The 18579-nt window shown below is 37.9% G+C and carries 21 protein-coding genes; 18 read left to right on the forward strand and 3 right to left on the reverse strand.

What is annotated here, in order from left to right; all coding sequences use genetic code 11:
* Nucleotides 1–217: 217 nt before the first annotated feature.
* From hisG to OQ267_RS11835, 10 genes are all read left to right on the forward strand, one after another.
* A complete protein-coding gene (hisG, locus tag OQ267_RS11790) occupies nucleotides 218–1069 on the forward strand; it encodes an ATP phosphoribosyltransferase (protein ID WP_265836083.1) in 852 nt (283 codons plus the stop codon).
* Between the two features lie 59 nt (nucleotides 1070–1128).
* Complete coding sequence (gene hisD, locus OQ267_RS11795; RefSeq protein ID WP_265836084.1) at nucleotides 1129–2451, forward strand: histidinol dehydrogenase; 1323 nt, start codon at nucleotides 1129–1131, stop codon at nucleotides 2449–2451.
* 56 nt (nucleotides 2452–2507) lie between these two features.
* Nucleotides 2508–3548 carry a histidinol-phosphate transaminase gene (gene hisC, locus OQ267_RS11800; protein WP_265836085.1) on the forward strand — a complete coding sequence of 347 codons (1041 nt, stop codon included), beginning with the start codon at nucleotides 2508–2510 and terminating at the stop codon, nucleotides 3546–3548.
* Nucleotides 3548–4681, forward strand: a complete 1134-nt coding sequence (hisB, locus tag OQ267_RS11805) for a bifunctional histidinol-phosphatase/imidazoleglycerol-phosphate dehydratase HisB (RefSeq protein WP_088302063.1) — start codon at nucleotides 3548–3550, stop codon at nucleotides 4679–4681. The genes hisC and hisB overlap by 1 nt, the downstream gene beginning before the upstream one ends.
* 77 nt (nucleotides 4682–4758) lie before the next feature.
* Nucleotides 4759–5367: an imidazole glycerol phosphate synthase subunit HisH gene (gene hisH / locus OQ267_RS11810; RefSeq protein ID WP_088302062.1), complete on the forward strand. Its 609-nt coding sequence runs from the start codon at nucleotides 4759–4761 to the stop codon at nucleotides 5365–5367.
* 65 nt (nucleotides 5368–5432) lie between these two features.
* A complete protein-coding gene (gene hisA / locus OQ267_RS11815) occupies nucleotides 5433–6182 on the forward strand; it encodes a 1-(5-phosphoribosyl)-5-[(5-phosphoribosylamino)methylideneamino]imidazole-4-carboxamide isomerase (RefSeq protein ID WP_088302061.1) in 750 nt (249 codons plus the stop codon).
* A 161-nt stretch (nucleotides 6183–6343) separates the two neighbouring features.
* Complete coding sequence (locus tag OQ267_RS11820) at nucleotides 6344–6742, forward strand: endonuclease domain-containing protein (protein WP_265836086.1); 399 nt, start codon at nucleotides 6344–6346, stop codon at nucleotides 6740–6742.
* Between the two features lie 29 nt (nucleotides 6743–6771).
* Complete coding sequence (hisF, locus tag OQ267_RS11825; protein WP_265836211.1) at nucleotides 6772–7572, forward strand: imidazole glycerol phosphate synthase subunit HisF; 801 nt, start codon at nucleotides 6772–6774, stop codon at nucleotides 7570–7572.
* Nucleotides 7573–7613: 41 nt separating this feature from the next.
* Nucleotides 7614–8216 carry a bifunctional phosphoribosyl-AMP cyclohydrolase/phosphoribosyl-ATP diphosphatase HisIE gene (hisIE, locus tag OQ267_RS11830; RefSeq protein ID WP_265836087.1) on the forward strand — a complete coding sequence of 201 codons (603 nt, stop codon included), beginning with the start codon at nucleotides 7614–7616 and terminating at the stop codon, nucleotides 8214–8216.
* Nucleotides 8217–8329: 113 nt separating this feature from the next.
* Complete coding sequence (locus OQ267_RS11835; protein ID WP_265836088.1) at nucleotides 8330–9229, forward strand: WD40 repeat domain-containing protein; 900 nt, start codon at nucleotides 8330–8332, stop codon at nucleotides 9227–9229.
* A 225-nt stretch (nucleotides 9230–9454) separates the two neighbouring features.
* Here the strand turns inward: OQ267_RS11835 and OQ267_RS11840 are convergent, their stop codons facing one another.
* On the reverse strand, nucleotides 9455–10240 hold the full coding sequence (locus OQ267_RS11840) for a C40 family peptidase (protein ID WP_265836089.1): 786 nt from the start codon (nucleotides 10238–10240) through the stop codon (nucleotides 9455–9457).
* A gap of 107 nt (nucleotides 10241–10347) precedes the next feature.
* On the opposite strand from OQ267_RS11840, the gene OQ267_RS11845 reads away from it, so the two are divergent.
* The 3 genes from OQ267_RS11845 (at nucleotide 10348) to OQ267_RS11855 (ending at nucleotide 12751) form a co-directional block, all read left to right on the forward strand.
* Complete coding sequence (locus OQ267_RS11845; protein ID WP_088302055.1) at nucleotides 10348–10806, forward strand: universal stress protein; 459 nt, start codon at nucleotides 10348–10350, stop codon at nucleotides 10804–10806.
* A 10-nt stretch (nucleotides 10807–10816) separates the two neighbouring features.
* The gene (locus OQ267_RS11850) at nucleotides 10817–12070 is read left to right on the forward strand and encodes a serine hydrolase domain-containing protein (protein ID WP_265836090.1); all 1254 of its coding nucleotides are present in this window, start codon (nucleotides 10817–10819) and stop codon (nucleotides 12068–12070) included.
* Between the two features lie 138 nt (nucleotides 12071–12208).
* Nucleotides 12209–12751 (forward strand): adenylate kinase, encoded by a 543-nt coding sequence (locus OQ267_RS11855; protein WP_265836091.1) that lies wholly within the window; start codon nucleotides 12209–12211, stop codon nucleotides 12749–12751.
* Between the two features lie 51 nt (nucleotides 12752–12802).
* Here the strand turns inward: OQ267_RS11855 and OQ267_RS11860 are convergent, their stop codons facing one another.
* Nucleotides 12803–13153 carry a 4Fe-4S dicluster domain-containing protein gene (locus tag OQ267_RS11860; protein ID WP_088302052.1) on the reverse strand — a complete coding sequence of 117 codons (351 nt, stop codon included), beginning with the start codon at nucleotides 13151–13153 and terminating at the stop codon, nucleotides 12803–12805.
* A gap of 78 nt (nucleotides 13154–13231) precedes the next feature.
* Between OQ267_RS11860 and OQ267_RS11865 the strand changes: the two genes are divergently transcribed.
* From OQ267_RS11865 to dnaJ, 5 genes are all read left to right on the forward strand, one after another.
* Nucleotides 13232–14248, forward strand: coding sequence for an acyl-CoA reductase (locus OQ267_RS11865; protein WP_265836092.1), 1017 nt, complete (start codon nucleotides 13232–13234; stop codon nucleotides 14246–14248).
* An 85-nt stretch (nucleotides 14249–14333) separates the two neighbouring features.
* A complete protein-coding gene (locus tag OQ267_RS11870; protein WP_088302050.1) occupies nucleotides 14334–14537 on the forward strand; it encodes a fructose-6-phosphate aldolase in 204 nt (67 codons plus the stop codon).
* A gap of 1 nt (nucleotide 14538) precedes the next feature.
* The gene (locus OQ267_RS11875) at nucleotides 14539–15231 is read left to right on the forward strand and encodes a cell division ATP-binding protein FtsE (protein WP_088302049.1); all 693 of its coding nucleotides are present in this window, start codon (nucleotides 14539–14541) and stop codon (nucleotides 15229–15231) included.
* 201 nt (nucleotides 15232–15432) lie between these two features.
* Complete coding sequence (locus tag OQ267_RS11880; RefSeq protein ID WP_088302048.1) at nucleotides 15433–16014, forward strand: nucleotide exchange factor GrpE; 582 nt, start codon at nucleotides 15433–15435, stop codon at nucleotides 16012–16014.
* A gap of 93 nt (nucleotides 16015–16107) precedes the next feature.
* Nucleotides 16108–17274: a molecular chaperone DnaJ gene (gene dnaJ / locus OQ267_RS11885; RefSeq protein WP_265818673.1), complete on the forward strand. Its 1167-nt coding sequence runs from the start codon at nucleotides 16108–16110 to the stop codon at nucleotides 17272–17274.
* A 142-nt stretch (nucleotides 17275–17416) separates the two neighbouring features.
* Here the strand turns inward: dnaJ and OQ267_RS11890 are convergent, their stop codons facing one another.
* On the reverse strand, nucleotides 17417–18370 hold the full coding sequence (locus OQ267_RS11890) for a DUF3829 domain-containing protein (RefSeq protein ID WP_265836093.1): 954 nt from the start codon (nucleotides 18368–18370) through the stop codon (nucleotides 17417–17419).
* Nucleotides 18371–18579 lie beyond the last annotated feature (209 nt).

Consider the following 18579-nt stretch of genomic DNA (forward strand, 5'->3'; position numbering starts at 1 on the left):
TTAAGTGCCATTATTTTTTGATTTACAGATGCAAACGTTATATTTGCCAGCGCTAGTCAGCTAAAGCATTGATATTGGCAGAAATATATTTATGAACTTAACTTTGAACCATCACTTACATTTGCACCATCGCCGTTAGGCGATATGATATGTTTGTTTTGTACTTCAAAACTTTTTTTCCGTAAAATTATTTCTTGCTCACTCTATATTCAATACTTTGAAAACACTTAAAATTGCTATCCAGAAATCGGGTAGACTAAACGAAAAATCCGTAGAAATATTAAAAAATTGTGGCCTTTCATTCGAAAACTACAAAAGCTCCCTGATATCTACTGTTACCAACTTCCCTTTAGAAATACTTTTTCTTCGTGATGATGATATTCCGGAATACGTACAGGATGGCATTGCCGATCTGGGTATTGTTGGGGAAAATGTTATCGTAGAAACCAAAGCTGAAGTAAGTTATTTACAAAAATTAGGCTTTGGAAAATGTACTTTAAAAATTGCAGTTCAAGCCACCAGTAACATTCAAAATCTGGAAGAATTAAATGGCAAAGCAATCGCTACTTCTTACCCGGTGATTCTCGAAAAATTCTTACAGGAAAAAGGAATAAAATCTGATATCAGAACCATTTCCGGTTCGGTAGAAATTGGTCCGGGTTTAGGATTAAGCGATGCCATTTTTGATATCGTTTCTACAGGCGGAACATTGAAAAGCAACGGTCTAAAACCCTTCGCCGATGTGATGCAATCGGAGGCCGTTTTAATCGGAAATAAATCAATTGCCGACAACCCCGAAGTAGCAGAATTGCTTCAGAGAATCCGCTCGGTATTAAGTGCAAAATCAAATAAATATGTTGTACTTAATGTATCAAAAGATAACCTTCAAAAAGTGGTCGATTTATTACCAGGTGTTAAAAGTCCAACGGTTGTTCCGCTCTTTGAACCGGATTGGGTTGCTGTTCATTCTGTAATTGCCGAAGAAGATTTCTGGGATAAAATTAACAGCCTGAAAGCTGCAGGCGCAGAAGGAATTTTAGTGATGCCAATTGAGAAAATCATCACTTAAAACAGGTCAAAATCACACCAAAAAACATTAACTAATAGTTAATTTAAAAACATAATTAATTGAAAATCTATAATTATACAGATTTATCTAAATCAAAAATTGAGGAATTGTGTTCCAGACAAATTGAGGACGATAAATTGATTGAAGAGCGCGTTGCAAACATCATTGAAACGGTAAAAAAAGATGGTGATCAAGCACTGATTAATTTTGCAGAAACCTTTGACCGGGTTGTGCTTAAAAAACTTTTTTTAGGCGCTGAAGAATTGGAATTGATTGCTTCTACTATTCCGGATGAAGCTAAAAAAGCAATTAATATTGCCTATCAAAATATTAAGGTGTTTCATGAGTCGCAATTGAAAACTGAAGATAAGGTGGCAACCATGCCTGGCGTGGTTTGCTGGCGTGAAGCCAGGGCCATTGAAAAGGTTGGCCTTTATATACCAGGAGGAACTGCTGTTTTACCCAGTACTTTTTTAATGCTTGCCACACCAGCAATTATTGCAGGATGTAAGGAGATTATTGTTTGCTCACCACCCCAAAGCGACGGCAAAACCAATTGCTATCTGGCCTACTGTGCGGTACTTTTGGGTATTAACAAAATATACCTTGTTGGAGGTGCTCAGGCAGTAGCTGCAATGGCATTTGGAACCGAAAGCATTCCGCAGGTATATAAGATTTTCGGACCAGGTAACCGCTATGTAACTACTGCTAAAACCATGGTTCAAAATAGGGTAGCTATTGATATGCCAGCCGGCCCTTCTGAGGTTTTAGTACTTGCTGACGAGACTGCCAATCCGTCATTTGTTGCCGCAGACCTACTTGCACAAGCTGAACATGGTATTGATAGTCAGGCAATTTTAGTTTCTACCTCAAATGAAATCATAACTGATACGTTAAAAGAAATTGAAAATCAGCTAGCTGCATTACCTAGAAAAGCAATTGCAATGAAAGCAATAGCCAACTCTTATGCTATACTTACCGCTGATTTACAGACAGCTATGGATTTTTCCAATCAATATGCCCCGGAACATTTAATTCTGGCTACTGATCAATTCGAAAGCCTTATTCCATCTATTATCAATGCCGGATCAGTATTCTTAGGAAACCTTACACCAGAAAGCGCAGGTGATTATGCTTCCGGAACCAACCATACTCTACCTACCAGCGGCTTTGCAAAGGCTTATTCTGGTGTTTCACTCGATGCCTTTGTTAAAAAAATAACCTTTCAGCATTTATCAAACCAGGGCTTAAACAGCATTGGCACTACTGTTGAAACACTGGCAGCTGCAGAAGGCCTGGATGCGCATAAGAATGCCGTAAGTATTAGATTGAATTTTGAGTCCGGAGTCGGAAGTAAAAAGTCTGAAGCCAACAAAGCATAATAAAAAATCTGTGTAATCACATCATCAGTGTAATCAAACCGAAGTAAACCACTAACATGGACATTAACGAATTAGTAAGAGAAAATATAAAAAACCTTAAGCCATACGCTACAGCCAGAGATGAGTTTAAAGGACAGGCATCCGTATTTTTAGATGCCAACGAGAACAGTTACGGTTCTCCCCTACCCGCCAATTACAACCGCTACCCAGATCCTTTGCAGCTGGATCTAAAGGATGCCATCAGTAAAATTAAAGGTGTACCGATAGAAAACACCTTTTTAGGAAATGGTAGTGATGAGGCCATTGATTTATTGTTTCGTGCCTTTTGTAACCCGGGAAAAGACAATGTGATTATACTTCCACCAACCTATGGGATGTATGAAGTTTCTGCAAATATAAATGATGTGGAAATCCGTAAAGTAAGCCTGCTTCCGAACTTTCAGTTGGACATGGAAAAAATTGCAGAAACGATTGATCAAAACACAAAATTAATCTTCATTTGTTCGCCCAATAATCCAACAGGAAATTCAATCAATCGCGAAGATATTGAAACCATTTTAACCAACTTTAAGGGCTTGGTTGTAGTGGATGAAGCATACATTAATTACGCCCGTCAAAAGACCTTTATTCAGGAATTAACGGAGTACGCAAACCTGGTCATTTTACAAACTTTTTCAAAGGCATGGGGACTCGCAGCTTTGCGTTTGGGCATGGCATTTTCTTCCAGAAAAGTGATCGATGTTTTGAACAAAATCAAACCACCTTACAACATCAATCAGGCTACTCAAGATTTAGCTTTTGAAGCACTAAAAAACATCAGTCAGGTGAACGATTGGATCAAAATTTCTGTTGCCGAAAGAGAGCGACTTTCTGCTGATCTGAATGCACTAAAAATTGTCACAAAAGTTTACCCATCCGATGCTAATTTTGTCTTGGCAGAAGTTACTGAAGCAAAGAAAATTTACGACACTTTAGTTGACCAGGGAATCATCGTTCGCGACCGATCAAAAGTAACCTTATGCGAAGGGTGTTTAAGGATTACGGTGGGCACAAAAGAGGAGAATGATAAATTGTTAAATGTGCTAAAAAATCTATAATGAAAAAGGTATTATTTATTGACCGGGATGGGACGTTAAACATTGAACCGGATGATGAGCAGGTAGATAGTTTTGCAAAGTTAAAATTTTATCCGCGCTCGCTTTATTACTTGTCGAAAATAGCCAGTGAAATGGATTATGAACTGGTGATGGTAACGAACCAGGATGGACTGGGAACACCATCAAATCCGGAAGAGAATTTCTGGCCGATCCATCATTTCATGTTGGACACTTTCGCCGGCGAAGGTGTGAACTTTAGTGAGATTGTGATCGACAGAACATTTGCCAAAGACAATGCACCTACCCGGAAGCCAGGTACCGCTTTGTTAACAAAATATTTTAGTGAAGATTACGACTTAAAAAATTCTTATGTTATCGGAGATCGTTTAAATGATGTGGTGCTGGCGAAGAATCTTGGCGCAAAAGCAATTTTTCTCCGTCAAAATGATGCGTTAGGATCTACCGAGGCCTTGGACAAACATGAAACTTTGCTTGATATTATCGTACTGGAAACCAAAAAATGGGAAGATATCTATAACCTGTTGAAGGCAGGAAGCAGAAAAATTAACCACATACGTAAAACAAATGAAACGGATATCGTAATTAATTTGGATTTAGATGGGACTGGAAAAGCCAAAATTGAAACTGGCCTGAACTTTTTCGACCACATGCTGGATCAGATTGCCAGACATGGAAGTGTGGATATGGAAGTGATTGCCAAAGGCGACCTGCACATTGACGAACATCATACCATTGAAGATACCGGAATAGCACTTGGTGAAGCTTTCGCCAAAGGCTTGGGCAATAAGCTTGGCATTGAACGCTACGGCTTCTGCCTGCCAATGGATGATTGCCTGGCGCAGGTAGCCATTGATTTTGGTGGCCGTAACTGGATCGTTTGGGATGCCGCGTTTAAAAGAGAAAAAGTGGGCGATATGCCTACAGAAATGTTTTATCACTTCTTTAAGTCGTTCAGCGATGCGGCAAAATGTAATTTAAATATTAAAGCTGAAGGAGATAACGAACATCATAAAATTGAAGCTATCTTTAAAGCCTTTGCTAAGGCGATTAAAATGGCCATTAAACGTGATGCAGAAAAAATGGTATTACCAAGTACAAAGGGGCTTTTGTAAACGAACAAGGAGAAATGAACAAGGAACAATGACTGATTGTCTTTATTCTTTGTTCTTTATTCTTTAATCCTAAGAATATGATTGGAATAGTAAACTACGGTGCCGGGAATATTTTCTCTCTTACTGCTGCATTAGACCGCTTAAATGTGAACTACGGCATGGTAAATACAGAAACCGACCTTGAAAAATATAGCCACATTATTATCCCTGGCGTTGGTCACGCTGGTGCGGCGATGGAAAAATTAAAGCATACCGGATTAATCAAAGCGATAAAAGCATTGGCTAAACCTGTTTTAGGGATTTGCGTAGGCATGCAGCTGATTACCGAACATTCAGAAGAAGGTGACGTTGCCTTGTTGGACATTGTCCCGGTAAAAACCAGAAAGTTTGATAAGTCGCTGAATATCAAAATTCCACATATGGGTTGGAATGCTGTGCAGCATAAAAACAATTCCCTGTTTGAGGGGATTGAAGATAATGCACAATTTTACTTCGTTCATTCGTACTTTATTGAATATAACCCTATTTTTGACATCGCCTCCGCAAATTATGGATTAAAATTTTCGGCAGCAGTACAAAAAAATAACTTTTATGGCGTTCAGTTTCATCCCGAAAAGTCGGGTAAAGCTGGCGAACAGATATTAAAAAATTTTTCAAACTTGAGTGGAGGAGACTTTTATATTTAGATTTGAGTTTGTAAAACCTGAATATTAGTTTTTTACTTTCAACCTTTAACTTTTAACTTAAGAAAATGTACATAATTCCTGCTATTGATATTCTGGATGGAAAAGTTGTCCGCCTTCGTGAAGGTGATTACAATCAGAAAACTGAGTATGATGTTTCTATTGCCGACATGATAGAAAAATACCGTTCAAACGGAACAGATTTCATTCATATTATTGATTTAAATGGTGCTAAGGGTGATTTTAGCAATCAGAAATCACTATTTGAAATCATTAAGAAAACCGAAATGAAGGTACAGTATGGTGGTGGTATCCGTACCATTGAGCAGGTTACCAATTTGCTCGACGCCGGAATTCACCGGGTAATCGTAGGTACACAGGCCATTACCAATCCCGATTTTTTACAGCAATTAAGTGAAGCTTTCGCCAAGAAAGATGATTATGCCAACCGCATTGTAATCGCTATCGATGTGCTGGACGAAGTGATTAAGTATTCGGGCTGGATGGAAAGTTCGCCAATCAAGCTAATGGATTATGTAGATAAATGCCTGGCATTGGGTTTCTTCCGTTTTCTTTGTACGGATATCAGCAAAGACGGGAAATTAGGTGGTGCCGCTGTTGAATTGTATAAAAAACTGCTGGAACATTCTCCAATGATTAAATTAATTGCTTCAGGTGGTGTAAGTGCTATGGAAGATATTTATGAATTGGCTAAATATCCGATTAGAAGTGTGGTGGTTGGAAAAGCCATTTATGAGGATCGGATTACTATTGAAGAAATTAAAGAATGGAATTTGAAAGCATTGAGTAGTATATAACCCCCCAGCCCCCTAAAGGAGGAGCTAATAGCATGGTGGAAAGGCGAGTAGATAGTACCATAACATTTGGTGCGATAGAACTTAAGGAAATTAAGAGTTACAAACGAGTTGGAATGTAAGGTTAAAATGTCTGTTCGCATAATAGTTATATTTAATAAAGGATGAGCAACGAAAAGACAAAGCCTAATGTAAAAAATTGGGGTTTAATTGATGATGATCTTGATTTTTTGCAAGTCAATGAACCAAAAATGTTTTATGGTGCTTCGAGCATCATTTTTGAAAACGCCAAGAAGTTAAGAAATACGGTTACAGATGCTGAAAAAATATTATGGGAACATCTCAAAGAAAAGAAACTAGGTGTAAAATTTAGACGTCAGCATCCAATTTCTTCCTTTATTGCTGATTTCTATTGTCATGAGAAAAAATTAATCATTGAATTAGATGGCAGCATCCACAATATAAAAGAAATTTTTGAGAATGATTTAGAAAGACAGGCAGCAATTGAAGCTTTTGGAATAAAGGTTATCAGATTTAAAAACCAAGAAATTTATAAAACATAGACATTGTTTTGAACAAAATAAATAAAGCCATGCAGGCTGAGCAATTTACAGTTCCCCCTTTAGGGGGCGGAGGGGGTTTAAGTAAAAGAATAATTCCTTGTTTAGATGTTAAAGATGGCCGCACAGTAAAAGGTGTCAACTTTGTTGATTTACGCGATGCAGGCGACCCTGTAGAATTAGCGGCTCAATATGCACAACAAGGTGCTGATGAGTTGGTTTTCTTAGACATTACCGCCACTCACGAACGTAGGAAAACGATGATTGAAATGGTAAAATCTGTTGCACGCCAGCTCAATATTCCTTTCACTATTGGTGGCGGTATTACTGAAATTGCAGATGCAGAGGCTTTACTAAATGCTGGTGCTGATAAGATCAGCATCAATTCTGCAGCAGTGAGAAATCCAAAACTTATTGAAGAACTGGCCAAAGCTTTTGGTGTTCAGTTTGTGGTTTTGGCAGTAGACACCAAATATGTGGAGGGCAGAAATATGGTTCACCTCAATGGCGGAAGATTAATCACAGAACTGGAAACTGAAAACTGGATTAAGCAGGCGGAAGATTTGGGTGCAGGAGAAATCTTGCTTACATCCATGGATCATGATGGCACAAAAGCTGGATTTGATTGTGGATTACTTGGTAAAATTAACCAAATGATTAACATCCCGATCATTGCCTCAGGTGGCGCAGGCAGTATGGAACACTTTACAGAAGTTTTCCAAAAAGCCAATGTAGATGCAGCGTTAGCAGCATCCGTATTTCACTACGGCGAAATTTTAATACCTGATTTAAAGAAAGAGTTGCGAGGACATGGAATCCCCGTAAGATTATAAATTATAAAATACACTCGTCATTGCGAGGCAACATCATAAAAATGAACATCGATATACAATCTCTTGATTGGGATAAAACAGCTGGCTTACTTCCTGTCATTATTCAGGATTATAAAACGCTTGAAGTTTTAATGCTAGGCTATATGAATGCTGAAGCTTTGGAAAAAACACAAACCGAAGGCAAGGTCACTTTCTTCTCGCGCGCTAAAAACCGCCTTTGGACTAAAGGTGAAACCAGTAATAATTTTCTTTATGTAAAGGAACTTTACGTTGATTGCGATAACGATACCATCCTTATTAAGGCCGATGCCGTTGGCCCCACTTGCCACACTGGCAGCCGCAGCTGTTTTAAAACAGATTTTAATCAGAATTTCATTTTTGAACTTGAAAATATCATTACTGATCGATACGAAAATCCTGTTGAGGGCTCTTATATTAATAAGATGCGCAGCAAAGGTTTAAACAAAATTGCACAGAAAGTTGGTGAAGAAGGGGTAGAAACCGTTATTGCCGCATTGGCAGAAAGCGAAGAAGAATTGATTGGCGAAGCATCTGATTTAGTTTTTCACCTGTTATTTTTATTGAAAGAAAAAGGTTTGTCTATTCAGGATATTGCAAAGAATTTAGAAAAGAGACATCAATAGTTACATGTTGCGGGTTATAAGTTAAAAGTAACTAGCTTAAGAAATAAGCATACTAAATTTAGTAACCTATCTACATTTTGACCTAAAACTTTTAACCTGTAACCTATAACACAGTGCTTAAACAAATAAAAAACCTTTCCGGCCATCAAAATCCTGTTTATGCGCTGGCAAATTCAGATCAGAATGAAACATTCTTTAGCGCAGGTAATGATAAAGGTGTTGTAGAATGGTCGTTAGCGGAAATGGCGTTTGTAAAGGTGAAAATGCCTGTCCAAAGCTCTGTTTATTATCTCCATTATTACAACAACCAGCTTTTTGTTGGCGAACGCAGTGGCGCCTTCAGTGTTTACGATTTAATGGAAGAAAAAGTGATCGCCAGAATTAATGGCCACACCAAGCCCATCTTCAATATTCAAACGGTTAAAAGTAAAAACGAACTGCTCACTACAGGGGAAGATGGATCAGTAGCCGTTTGGTCGCTTAATGATTTTAAAGAAGTTTACCGTTTTCAGGCCGCATACGATACTGTCAGGGCAATTGCCATCTCGCCTGATGAAACTGAAATTGCTTTTGGTTGCAAAGACCATTTAATTAAAATCTACAATCTTGCTGATTATAGTTTAAAACAGAATCTGGAAGGTCATGCTTTACCGGTAACGTCCTTGGCCTATCATCCAGACAAAAAATATTTAATTTCTGGCAGCAGAGATGCACAATTGAAAATTTGGACCTTACCTGGCTATGAATTGATTAACACCATTCCGGCGCATATGTTTACCGTATATGATATTGCTTTTCATCCTACCCTACCCTATTTCGCGACCAGTAGTCAGGATAAAAGCATTAAGCTTTGGGATGCTAAAAACTTTAAACTATACAAAATTTTAAGTCAAGAAAAAGCCGGGGTTGGTCATACGCATTCCATCAATAAAATCATCTGGAGCAATGATGGAAAGTTTTTGATTTCAACTGGTGATGACAGGCAGGTAATGGTTTGGGAGATGGAGGATTAAGATTATCCAATGTATCTTTCTGAATTTTGTTTTATCCATTTTTTGCCCTGGGTTTAAAGTTTGATTAAAAATAAGTCATGGCCGAAATCCTTTCTAAAGGAGATTTAGAATGCCAATAATTAAATCATCAGCGGCCTGATCATGCTCATACATGTTAAATTTATGCATAACCATTGCCATTTTTCTAACCTTAGGCTCCATAATTTAAATTTCAGACGCAGAAAGCTATTCCACAAATCGTTTAATAATCCTTAATTTGTGGCTGTATATACCTAATTCCCGATTAAAAATTCCCTGGTCATCTATCGGATCAATTTTTACTTTGGCAGAGGAATGGATGATTTCATTCGGGCTCAACATAATCCCAACGTGTGTAATCTTTCCTTCTGCATTATCAAAAAAAGCCACATCGCCGGCCCTGCATTCTGCTAAAAAACCAACCAGTTCACCTTGCTCTGCCTGCTGGGCAGCATCTCTGTTTAATTTGATATTCAACATTTTAAAAACCGTTTGCACAAAGCCAGAGCAATCCATGCCAAATAAATGCCGCCCGCCCCATAAGTATGGAATGTTTTGGAAAAACTTCGCAGTTGATTCAACATCTTTCTTAAAATCTACATTATGGACATTATGTGCTTCAAATTTCAACTGGTATTTTTCCTTTCCGGCAAAGCAAAAGCCATCTTGCAGATAAGGCAGATTACTCGCAGGGCTTAGGTGATACAAACTTCCGTCCATGGCTGTTAATACATTATCAAAACTTAATGGAGCCAGCCATTTGCATTGCTGCATTTCGACAAACTGATCCTGAGTAATGGACGTTAACTGCCTGAAATCCAGCCAGCCCTGATAACCGTCAAAACCATTTTGAATCAGCCACCAGCGCTCATCTTTTTGAAGAATTTCTACATGATCACCAAACAAAAGCTGCGAAACAATTTCTGCTCGATCTGAAGGTTCAGCTCTTAAAGGTGCTACGGCAACCCTGCAAATTCCATATTGATTTTCCATCTGATTCTGATCGGTAAAAGATATCTGTAAAACTAATAAATTAATCAATTGTCTAACATTTCGCCTCTAAATTTGTTATTTTTATGATGATATTTAATCTTTCCGATATGAATTTTAAAAAAATATTAATTGCTGTGGACAACAGCACCTGTTCAGAAAAAGCGGCTAAAACTGGTTATGATATGGCTGAAAAATTTCAGGCTGAAGTGGCGTTGGTTAATATTATAGAACCCGTTCCTGCAAATGTAAATCCCGACTTAACGCTGGCGCCGGTATTTTTGGAAACTTACGACAACAGTGAAGAGAATAGCCACATCCTACTTAAGGAGATTGAAAATAAATATGGCAATGGTATCCAAACAACCTATCTAAGTGTGATAGATACTGCTGCCCATGGCATTATTCAACAATCGGATGAATGGGGATCAGACCTGATCGTTATCGGAACTTATGGCAGAACAGGTTTATATCACTTTTTAATGGGCAGTGTGGCAGAGCATGTGGCCAGAAAATCTGCCTGTCCGGTGTTGATTATTCCGAATAAATGGGATTTAACTGCTGAATAATTAAGAATCAATGAAAAAGCTCCTTTATCTTCCGCTTCTTTTTGTATTATTCACCTGCCAGTTTACACAGGCGCAAACCAATAACACATCCTTTTCTGTTTCTGAAAAAAAAATCCATCAGATCGACCAGCTCTTTAAACAATACCTGGATAGCGGCTGGATAAAAGGCATTACTGCTAACATCTCCGTAGATGGAAAAACAGTTTACAGCAAAGCTTTTGGCAATCAGATAGGCAGGCCATTTAAAACCGATGATATTTTAAGAATTGCTTCACAAACAAAAGCAATTACCAGCGTTGCGGTAATGATGCTGCTGGAAGAAGGCAAATTTTCACTGGATGATCCCATTTCTAAATATCTTCCAACTTTTAAAAATCCGCAGATTTTAGATAAATTCAATCCAAAGGATACCACTTACACCACCAAACCTGCAAAAGGAGAAATCACCATCCGCGAATTGCTTACCCACACCTCCGGACTTGGCTATGCACAAATCGGCTCACCAGAAATGCAGGCCATTTATGCTAAGGCAGATATATCAGCAGGATTTGTAAACCATAAAAAACTGTTGGAAACCGATATTGATAAATTAGGTAAACTTCCCCTTTCTTTTGAGCCAGGCCAAAAATGGCAATATAGTTTGGGCATGGATGTTTTGGGTAGGTTGGTTGAAGTAACATCAGGATTAAACCTTGATCAATTTTTCAGAGAAAGAATTTTCATTCCGCTAGGCATGAACGACACCTATTTCGCTTTACCTAAAAATAAACAGTCAAGATTATCATCCGTTTATACCGAAGATCCAAAAACTAAAGCCGTTATACCCTGGAAGGATGGTGCAGTTAACGGATCAACGATCAATTACCCCATTAATGAAAATGGCTATTTTGCAGGTGGTGCGGGCTTAGTATCTACCGCTAAAGATTATGGAATCTTTTTACAAATGCTTTTAAATGGTGGTGAATACAAAGGCAAAAGAATGCTATCAAAAAACAGCGTAGCCTTAATGACCCAAAATCAAATGGGTAAGATTCCGTTTGGAGCCAATTATTTTGGCTTAGGCTTTGAAGTTGTCTCAGATAAAGGAAGTAAAAAATTAGGTCAAACAGCAGGTTCTTATGGCTGGGGAGGATTTTTTGGTTCAACCTACTGGGTAGACCCTCAAAAGAAAATGACGGCACAGATCTATGTTCAGCAATCACCATTATCTCACGGGCAACTGCCTAACCAATTTAAAGCAATAATTTATCAGGATGCTAAATAAATGGTATAATCCTTAAACCAAAAGTGATCGTATCGAATCTTTAGCAATGTCTTATTCCTTTGCGTGAAAATTAGTTTTACCAATTTGAAATGTCCCGAATAAATGCGATGTTTGAGATGAGTTCTTCAATCAAACAAAATGAAAATTCATTTATTCGGGGCTTCTGCTTCGGGTGTTACCACGCTTGGCCATGCACTCGCAAAGAAATTACACATTCCCTACTTTGATAGTGACCAGTATTTCTGGCTTCCATCTGAAATACCATTCGCCTTAAAACGCAATCCTGAGGAAAGAAACCAATTGATCAGAACAGCTTTAACAACACATGAACACTGGATTTTTGGTGGATCAAGTGTAAGCTGGGGTGATGATGTATTTCCTGAATTTGATTTGATTGTATTCCTCTGGATTCCGCCTGAAATAAGATTAAAAAGACTCAAAGAAAGAGAGCTGGAGCGGTATGGAACGGCCATTTACGATGATCCAGATCGAAACATAAGATACCGGGAATTTATAGAATGGGCAGCTCAATATGATATTGACCCGAATGAATCAGGCTTTACCGGCCGGTCTTTAAAAGTACACGAAGACTGGATAAAATCCTTAAACAGGGAAGTACTGGAAATCAGGGGTGATTTTAGTGTAGAAGAAAGATTGGAGCGAATTATGAAATATCTTTAAAATAAAAAGGCGCTAAAAATTAGCGCCTTCAATTGTGATATCTTTCAGAGCTTATCCTTCCTGATGTAACCAGGCTTTTTTCGCTAATAATTCATCTTCTGTTTCGCGGATATCTTCATCATCCACGCAACAATCTACCGGACAAACCGCTGCGCATTGAGGTTCATCATGAAATCCTTTACATTCTGTACATTTATCCGATACAATGTAATAAACTTCATCAGAAACTGCTTCCTGAGCAGAATCAGCCTCGATCTGCTGATTACCAAAATCAATGATTCCTTCCAAATTTGTACCGTCTGAAAATCGCCATGCAGTACCGGCATCGTAAATTGCGTTATTAGGGCATTCCGGTTCACAAGCCCCACAATTTATACACTCATCTGTTATTTTAATTGCCATGTCTTCGTCTAATTCTTTTGCTTAGGTTACCTTTGCGCTGCAAATATAAGATATAATCAATTAATAATAATTCTAAATATGTCAGCATTAACTCAGGAAAAAGCAATTATTGCATTTAAAACACTAGGCAAAAAACTTGCACATCCTACTGACTTTTTAGGAGATGCCATTTCTCAGGTCCAAAACAGCAATGCCTGGTTTACTGGAGAGAATATAGAAAAAGCAATTCTATCATTTTCTGAAATGTTAAATGATGCGGATATAAATCAATGGTTTAAATCTGTTCAGTTTACTTCATCATCAAAAAAAATAGGTTTAATCCTCGCCGGGAATATTCCTATGGTTGGTTTTCATGATGTGTTATGTGTACTGGCCACGGGAAATATAGCCTTAATCAAATTATCTTCATCAGATGACAAACTGATCAAAATGGTGATTACAGCGCTGATCAGGATTGAACCTGCATTTAATGACAAAATTGAGTATGTGGAAAGGCTGAAGGATTTTGATGCCGTAATTGCGACCGGTAGTAACAATTCATCCCGATACTTCGATTACTATTTCAGTAAAGTGCCCAACATCATCAGAAAAAACAGAAATAGTGTAGCTGTGCTTGATGGAACTGAAAGCCCTGAAGACATTGATAATCTGGGTGCCGATATTTTTGATTATTTTGGTTTGGGTTGCAGAAACGTTTCTAAACTTTACTATCCCAAAGGTTATGATATTGCGCGTTTTTATGAAGGCATTGAGCGTTATCAAAACATCATCAATCACTTCAAATATCAGAATAACTACGATTACAATAAGTCGATTTACCTGGTGAATATGGCCAAACATTTTGATAACGGCTTTTTATTACTAAAAGAAGATGAGCAGCTAACCTCTCCGCTGGCGGTTTTATTTTACCAGGAATATAAAAGTCTTACCGAGGTTGAAGCTGAATTGAGTGTGCAATCTGACAACATTCAATGCATCATTTCAAAGGCTGATTTAAAATGCCCTAAATTTAACTTCGGAGAAAGCCAGCACCCTAAGCTCTGGGATTATGCTGATAATGTTAACACAGTTGAATTTTTAAATCGCCTGGCTTAAATATTTTAAACAGGTTTGCTTTGAACCAGGGCAGCTTCGTCTTTTGCCTTTCAGCTTTCAGCTTAATTAGCTATTTTTGGACACCATGTATATCGTTAAAGTAAAAGGCATCGCCAAAATCCCGGATTACGTACAGTTAAGGGATGATAAGTTTACACTTTTGGCTTATTTCAGGGTAGACCGGCCAGATAAATCGCTGGAAAAACTCGGTTTGGCTGAGAAACAAGATTACATTATGGAAATGATCAAAGATTTGCCTTTCGGGCAGATTGCTAAATTAGAAATATAAAATGGCAGGAAACGCAGTAATTCACTTGAGCAATGTTGATGTTTTTCAACAGAAACACTTAGTACTTTCTAACGTAAATTTACATATCGAAAAAGATGAATTCATTTTTTTAATCGGCCAGACCGGTTCAGGCAAAAGTAGCTTACTGAAAATATTATATGGCGATTTACACATTGGTAATGGTGAAGGAAATATTGCAGGTTTTGATCTGAAAAATTTAAAGGAAAGCCAGGTGCCGTTTTTACGCCGCAAACTGGGTGTAGTTTTTCAGGATTTTCAACTGCTTACAGATAGGACAATTGAAAAAAACCTCGAGTTTGTTCTAAAAGCTACCGGATGGAATGATGCCAAACTAATTAGTGAACGGATTAAAGATGTGCTGGATAAAGTGGGCTTACGTTCAAAAATCAGGAAAATGCCACACGAAATTTCAGGTGGTGAGCAACAGCGGATTGTAATTGCCAGGGCGCTGTTAAATGATCCTGAAATTATCCTCGCTGATGAGCCAACAGGAAATCTAGATCCTGAAACATCAGCAGAAATTGTAACCCTTTTAAAACAAATCAGTCAGGCCGGAACAGCTGTTTTAATGGCAACACACGATTATCACATCATTCGTACCTTTCCTTCCCGCATTATTAAATGCGAAAATGGCGTAGTATTGGAAGGTGCGCAGGGAATTTTAGATTTGTAGAACTAGATTTTAGATAGGAATCTTATCAAAACCGTAAATCAGTAACCCTAATTCATTCTGCCAAAATCGTAAATCAGAAGTCTGGAAACTTATGTCTGCTGTCAATCTGTTCAGATTATTCCAAATAAATCTGCCAGCTTGGCTGATTTACGTTAATGGCAAAATAGTTGACACTAACACAAAAAATTCAGCCTGTATATTATGTTTAATAAGAAGAAAAATAACGATAAAGACGAAAATATAGTAAATCCTGAAAATACATCAGAAAACCCTGTAGAAAATGCAGAACCAACTGATGCAACGGTAAATGATACCGAACAAGCTCCTGAATTATCGGCAGAAGAAAAATTACAAGCTGAAGTTCAACAGCTTAATGATAAATATTTAAGATTATATGCCGAATTTGATAACTATAAACGCCGTACCCAAAAAGAGCGTGTAGAGTTATTGCAAACGGCAGGAAAAGATGTAATCGTATCGCTATTACCCGTTCTGGATGATTTCGACCGCGCCTTAAAAGCGATGGAAACTGCAGCTGACGTAGCCCCCGTTAAAGAGGGCATTTTATTGGTTAGCACCAAATTAAAAAATACACTTGCACAAAAAGGCTTAAAAGATGTATCAAGCATCAATGAGCCTTTTAATACCGATTTTCATGAGGCCATTACAAATATCCCTGCTCCTAGCGAGGATTTGAAAGGAAAAGTAATTGATGAAGTGGAAAAAGGCTATACCTTAAATGATAATGTGATCCGCTTTGCTAAAGTGGTGGTAGGAGCATAAATTAATTATTGAATGCCAGAATGATCGAGTGATTGAATGGTTTATACATTCTCTAATTCAATCCTTCAATAATTCAATCATTTTAAAAAGAAGATGAGTAAAAGAGATTATTACGATGTATTAGGCGTTAGCAAAAGTGCCGCAGCTGATGAGATAAAGAAAGCCTATCGGAAAATGGCCATTAAATATCACCCGGATAAAAACCCTGGTGATAAAGCCGCAGAAGATAAATTTAAGGAGGCAGCAGAAGCTTACGAAGTTTTAAGCAGTCCTGAAAAAAAACAACGTTATGATCAGTTCGGTCATGCCGGAGTAGGCAGCAGTGCATCAGGCGGCTATGGCGGTGGTAATATGAACATGGATGATATCTTCAGTAATTTTGGAGATATTTTTGGCGGACATAATCCTTTTGAAAGCTTTTTTGGCGGTGGAGGAGGCGGTGGTCAGCAACGTGGTGGCCGCAGAGTAGCCAAAGGTTCTAATCTTCGCATTAAAGTTAAATTAACGCTGGAAGAAATTGCGCATGGCGCAGAAAAGAAGATAAAGGTAAACAAACTGGTTGTTTGTAAAACCTGCGATGGCACTGGTGCTAAAGACCAATCTTCTGTAAGTACTTGTGGTACCTGTGGTGGTAGCGGACAGGTGAGACGTGTAACAAATACCATTCTAGGTCAGATGCAAACAGCATCTACCTGCCCTACCTGTAATGGTAGCGGACAGCAGATAACCGCTAAATGTAATGTTTGCCACGGCGACGGTGTAGTGCGCGGAGAAGAAACCATTACCATAAACATTCCTGCCGGTGTAAGCGAAGGCATGCAGTTAAGCATGAGTGGAAAAGGAAATGCGGCTCCAAATGGTGGTATCCCTGGGGATTTAATTATTTTAATTGAAGAAACCCCACATGAAACCCTAAAGCGTGAAGGAAATAACATTGTTTATGACCTTCATTTAAGTTTTGTTGATGCGGCATTAGGTTTAAGCATAGAAGTGCCAACGATTGACGGAAAGGCTAAAATAAAAATCGAGCCGGGCACGCAAAGTGGCAAGTTATTGCGCCTTAAAGGTAAAGGCTTACCTGAAGTGAATTCATACCACAGAGGCGATGAAATCATTCACATTAATATCTGGACACCAAAAGCACTAAGCAGCGAAGAGCGCAATGTTTTAGAAAAACTACGTGAATCACCCAACTTTAAGCCTCAGCCAGGTAAAAATGATAAAAGCTTCTTCGAAAGAATGAAAGAATATTTTGAGTAATTCCTTTTCTAAAAGAATATAACAAAAAACCCGATGGCAAAGCTACCGGGTTTTTTGTTGTGTTAAAATTCTAGCACTGAAATTAAAAAAATCTTCATTGCAACGCAGCTTTTCAGCTGGCAATACAACTTTATTCTACCAACTAACCTACAAAGTAGTTATAAGTAGTACGCATATATTCATGCTTCCGCACTAAATCTTCCATATCGCTTTCAGTTAATTTTCCTGAAGCAGAAGCATCTCTGATTGTTTTTTTTGCCTCGATCAGGTAATCTTTGAAACTTTCATTAAAGCGCTTAAAAGATCCGTCTTTACTTGGGAATTTTGTAGCATCAGGGGCATCCATTTCGGTATGTTTTTTATTTTGTGCATCCAGCGCCTCATAAGCTGATTTTATTTTAGACTCATCCGCCTTAAAATTCTTAGAACCAATTAGCAGCTTATTAAACTCCCCTACAGCCTTTCTATCATCTTTCATCGCAAAAATATATTCTTTTAAAGGATGTGTTTTTAAAATAGTCCTTTCTGCATCATCTCCAATTGCTTCAAGTTTGGCCAAAACATTCTCGTCATATTGATAGTAAGCTTTACTCATCGAATAAATAGAATCAATCAGCTTTTTACCTTTAACACTTTTGTCGTCCTTCCAATCTTCAGCCTTTAGATAATCATCTAAAGATTTATAAGTATCCTTTATTTTTGTAAATGTTTCATTCAAACCAGCCACATTTTCTTTAAAGTATTTCTGGTCGTCACTGCTTAAAGCAGATGGTGGTGTTTCTGGTTTAAGTTTTGAATGGCTAAAAGCAGATGAAGAATAAGGTGAAACAATACCGATAAAGGCAAACCGATCATTGGGATTGTTTAGCCCTTTTGCTATCTTCTGCAAATTCTCATCAAGTCTTTTTAAGTATTCATTGTTTTTATCGGTTAAACCAACCAAAACATTATTATACTCTACAATTTGATTGGCATCATCATTGTCGGCATCAGCATATTCCGTTTTTGTTCCATCTTCCTTCTTTTTATCTCCACTTTTGCAGGCTGCAAATGAAATGGCAACTGCCACCACTAATAGTTTAATTGTTAATTTCATTTTTTTAGTTATTAATTTATCTGATATGAATTGAAAGCTTGCCCTCAGGTGAAAGCTTAAACAATTACAACCTTAAGTTGTTTGACCGGAAGATAGATGATTTCTGAATATGAAATTAAACTCCGGCCGGCATTAAAAACTTTAAACAATTAACCACTGTTCTACCAGTAGAAAATGAATCGTTTGATTTAAAGACTGATCCTTAATAT

The sequence above is a fragment of the Pedobacter sp. MR22-3 genome, from assembly GCF_026240075.1.
GTDB lineage: Bacteria > Bacteroidota > Bacteroidia > Sphingobacteriales > Sphingobacteriaceae > Pedobacter.

What these genes read in the sequence shown, in the direction of transcription:
- hisIE (WP_265836087.1), top strand. Translation starts at nt 7,614, where the DNA reads ATGAACATCGATATACAATCTCTTGATTGGGATAAAACAGCTGGCTTA.
- hisH (WP_088302062.1), top strand. Translation starts at nt 4,759, where the DNA reads ATGATTGGAATAGTAAACTACGGTGCCGGGAATATTTTCTCTCTTACT.
- OQ267_RS11870 (WP_088302050.1), top strand. Translation starts at nt 14,334, where the DNA reads ATGTATATCGTTAAAGTAAAAGGCATCGCCAAAATCCCGGATTACGTA.
- OQ267_RS11880 (WP_088302048.1), top strand. Translation starts at nt 15,433, where the DNA reads ATGTTTAATAAGAAGAAAAATAACGATAAAGACGAAAATATAGTAAAT.
- OQ267_RS11850 (WP_265836090.1), top strand. Translation starts at nt 10,817, where the DNA reads ATGAAAAAGCTCCTTTATCTTCCGCTTCTTTTTGTATTATTCACCTGC.
- OQ267_RS11855 (WP_265836091.1), top strand. Translation starts at nt 12,209, where the DNA reads ATGAAAATTCATTTATTCGGGGCTTCTGCTTCGGGTGTTACCACGCTT.
- hisF (WP_265836211.1), top strand. Translation starts at nt 6,772, where the DNA reads ATGCAGGCTGAGCAATTTACAGTTCCCCCTTTAGGGGGCGGAGGGGGT.
- hisB (WP_088302063.1), top strand. Translation starts at nt 3,548, where the DNA reads ATGAAAAAGGTATTATTTATTGACCGGGATGGGACGTTAAACATTGAA.
- OQ267_RS11860 (WP_088302052.1), bottom strand. Translation starts at nt 13,153, where the DNA reads ATGGCAATTAAAATAACAGATGAGTGTATAAATTGTGGGGCTTGTGAA.
- OQ267_RS11845 (WP_088302055.1), top strand. Translation starts at nt 10,348, where the DNA reads ATGAATTTTAAAAAAATATTAATTGCTGTGGACAACAGCACCTGTTCA.
- OQ267_RS11890 (WP_265836093.1), bottom strand. Translation starts at nt 18,370, where the DNA reads ATGAAATTAACAATTAAACTATTAGTGGTGGCAGTTGCCATTTCATTT.
- OQ267_RS11865 (WP_265836092.1), top strand. Translation starts at nt 13,232, where the DNA reads ATGTCAGCATTAACTCAGGAAAAAGCAATTATTGCATTTAAAACACTA.
- dnaJ (WP_265818673.1), top strand. Translation starts at nt 16,108, where the DNA reads ATGAGTAAAAGAGATTATTACGATGTATTAGGCGTTAGCAAAAGTGCC.
- OQ267_RS11820 (WP_265836086.1), top strand. Translation starts at nt 6,344, where the DNA reads ATGAGCAACGAAAAGACAAAGCCTAATGTAAAAAATTGGGGTTTAATT.
- OQ267_RS11840 (WP_265836089.1), bottom strand. Translation starts at nt 10,240, where the DNA reads ATGGAAAATCAATATGGAATTTGCAGGGTTGCCGTAGCACCTTTAAGA.
- hisA (WP_088302061.1), top strand. Translation starts at nt 5,433, where the DNA reads ATGTACATAATTCCTGCTATTGATATTCTGGATGGAAAAGTTGTCCGC.
- hisC (WP_265836085.1), top strand. Translation starts at nt 2,508, where the DNA reads ATGGACATTAACGAATTAGTAAGAGAAAATATAAAAAACCTTAAGCCA.
- OQ267_RS11875 (WP_088302049.1), top strand. Translation starts at nt 14,539, where the DNA reads ATGGCAGGAAACGCAGTAATTCACTTGAGCAATGTTGATGTTTTTCAA.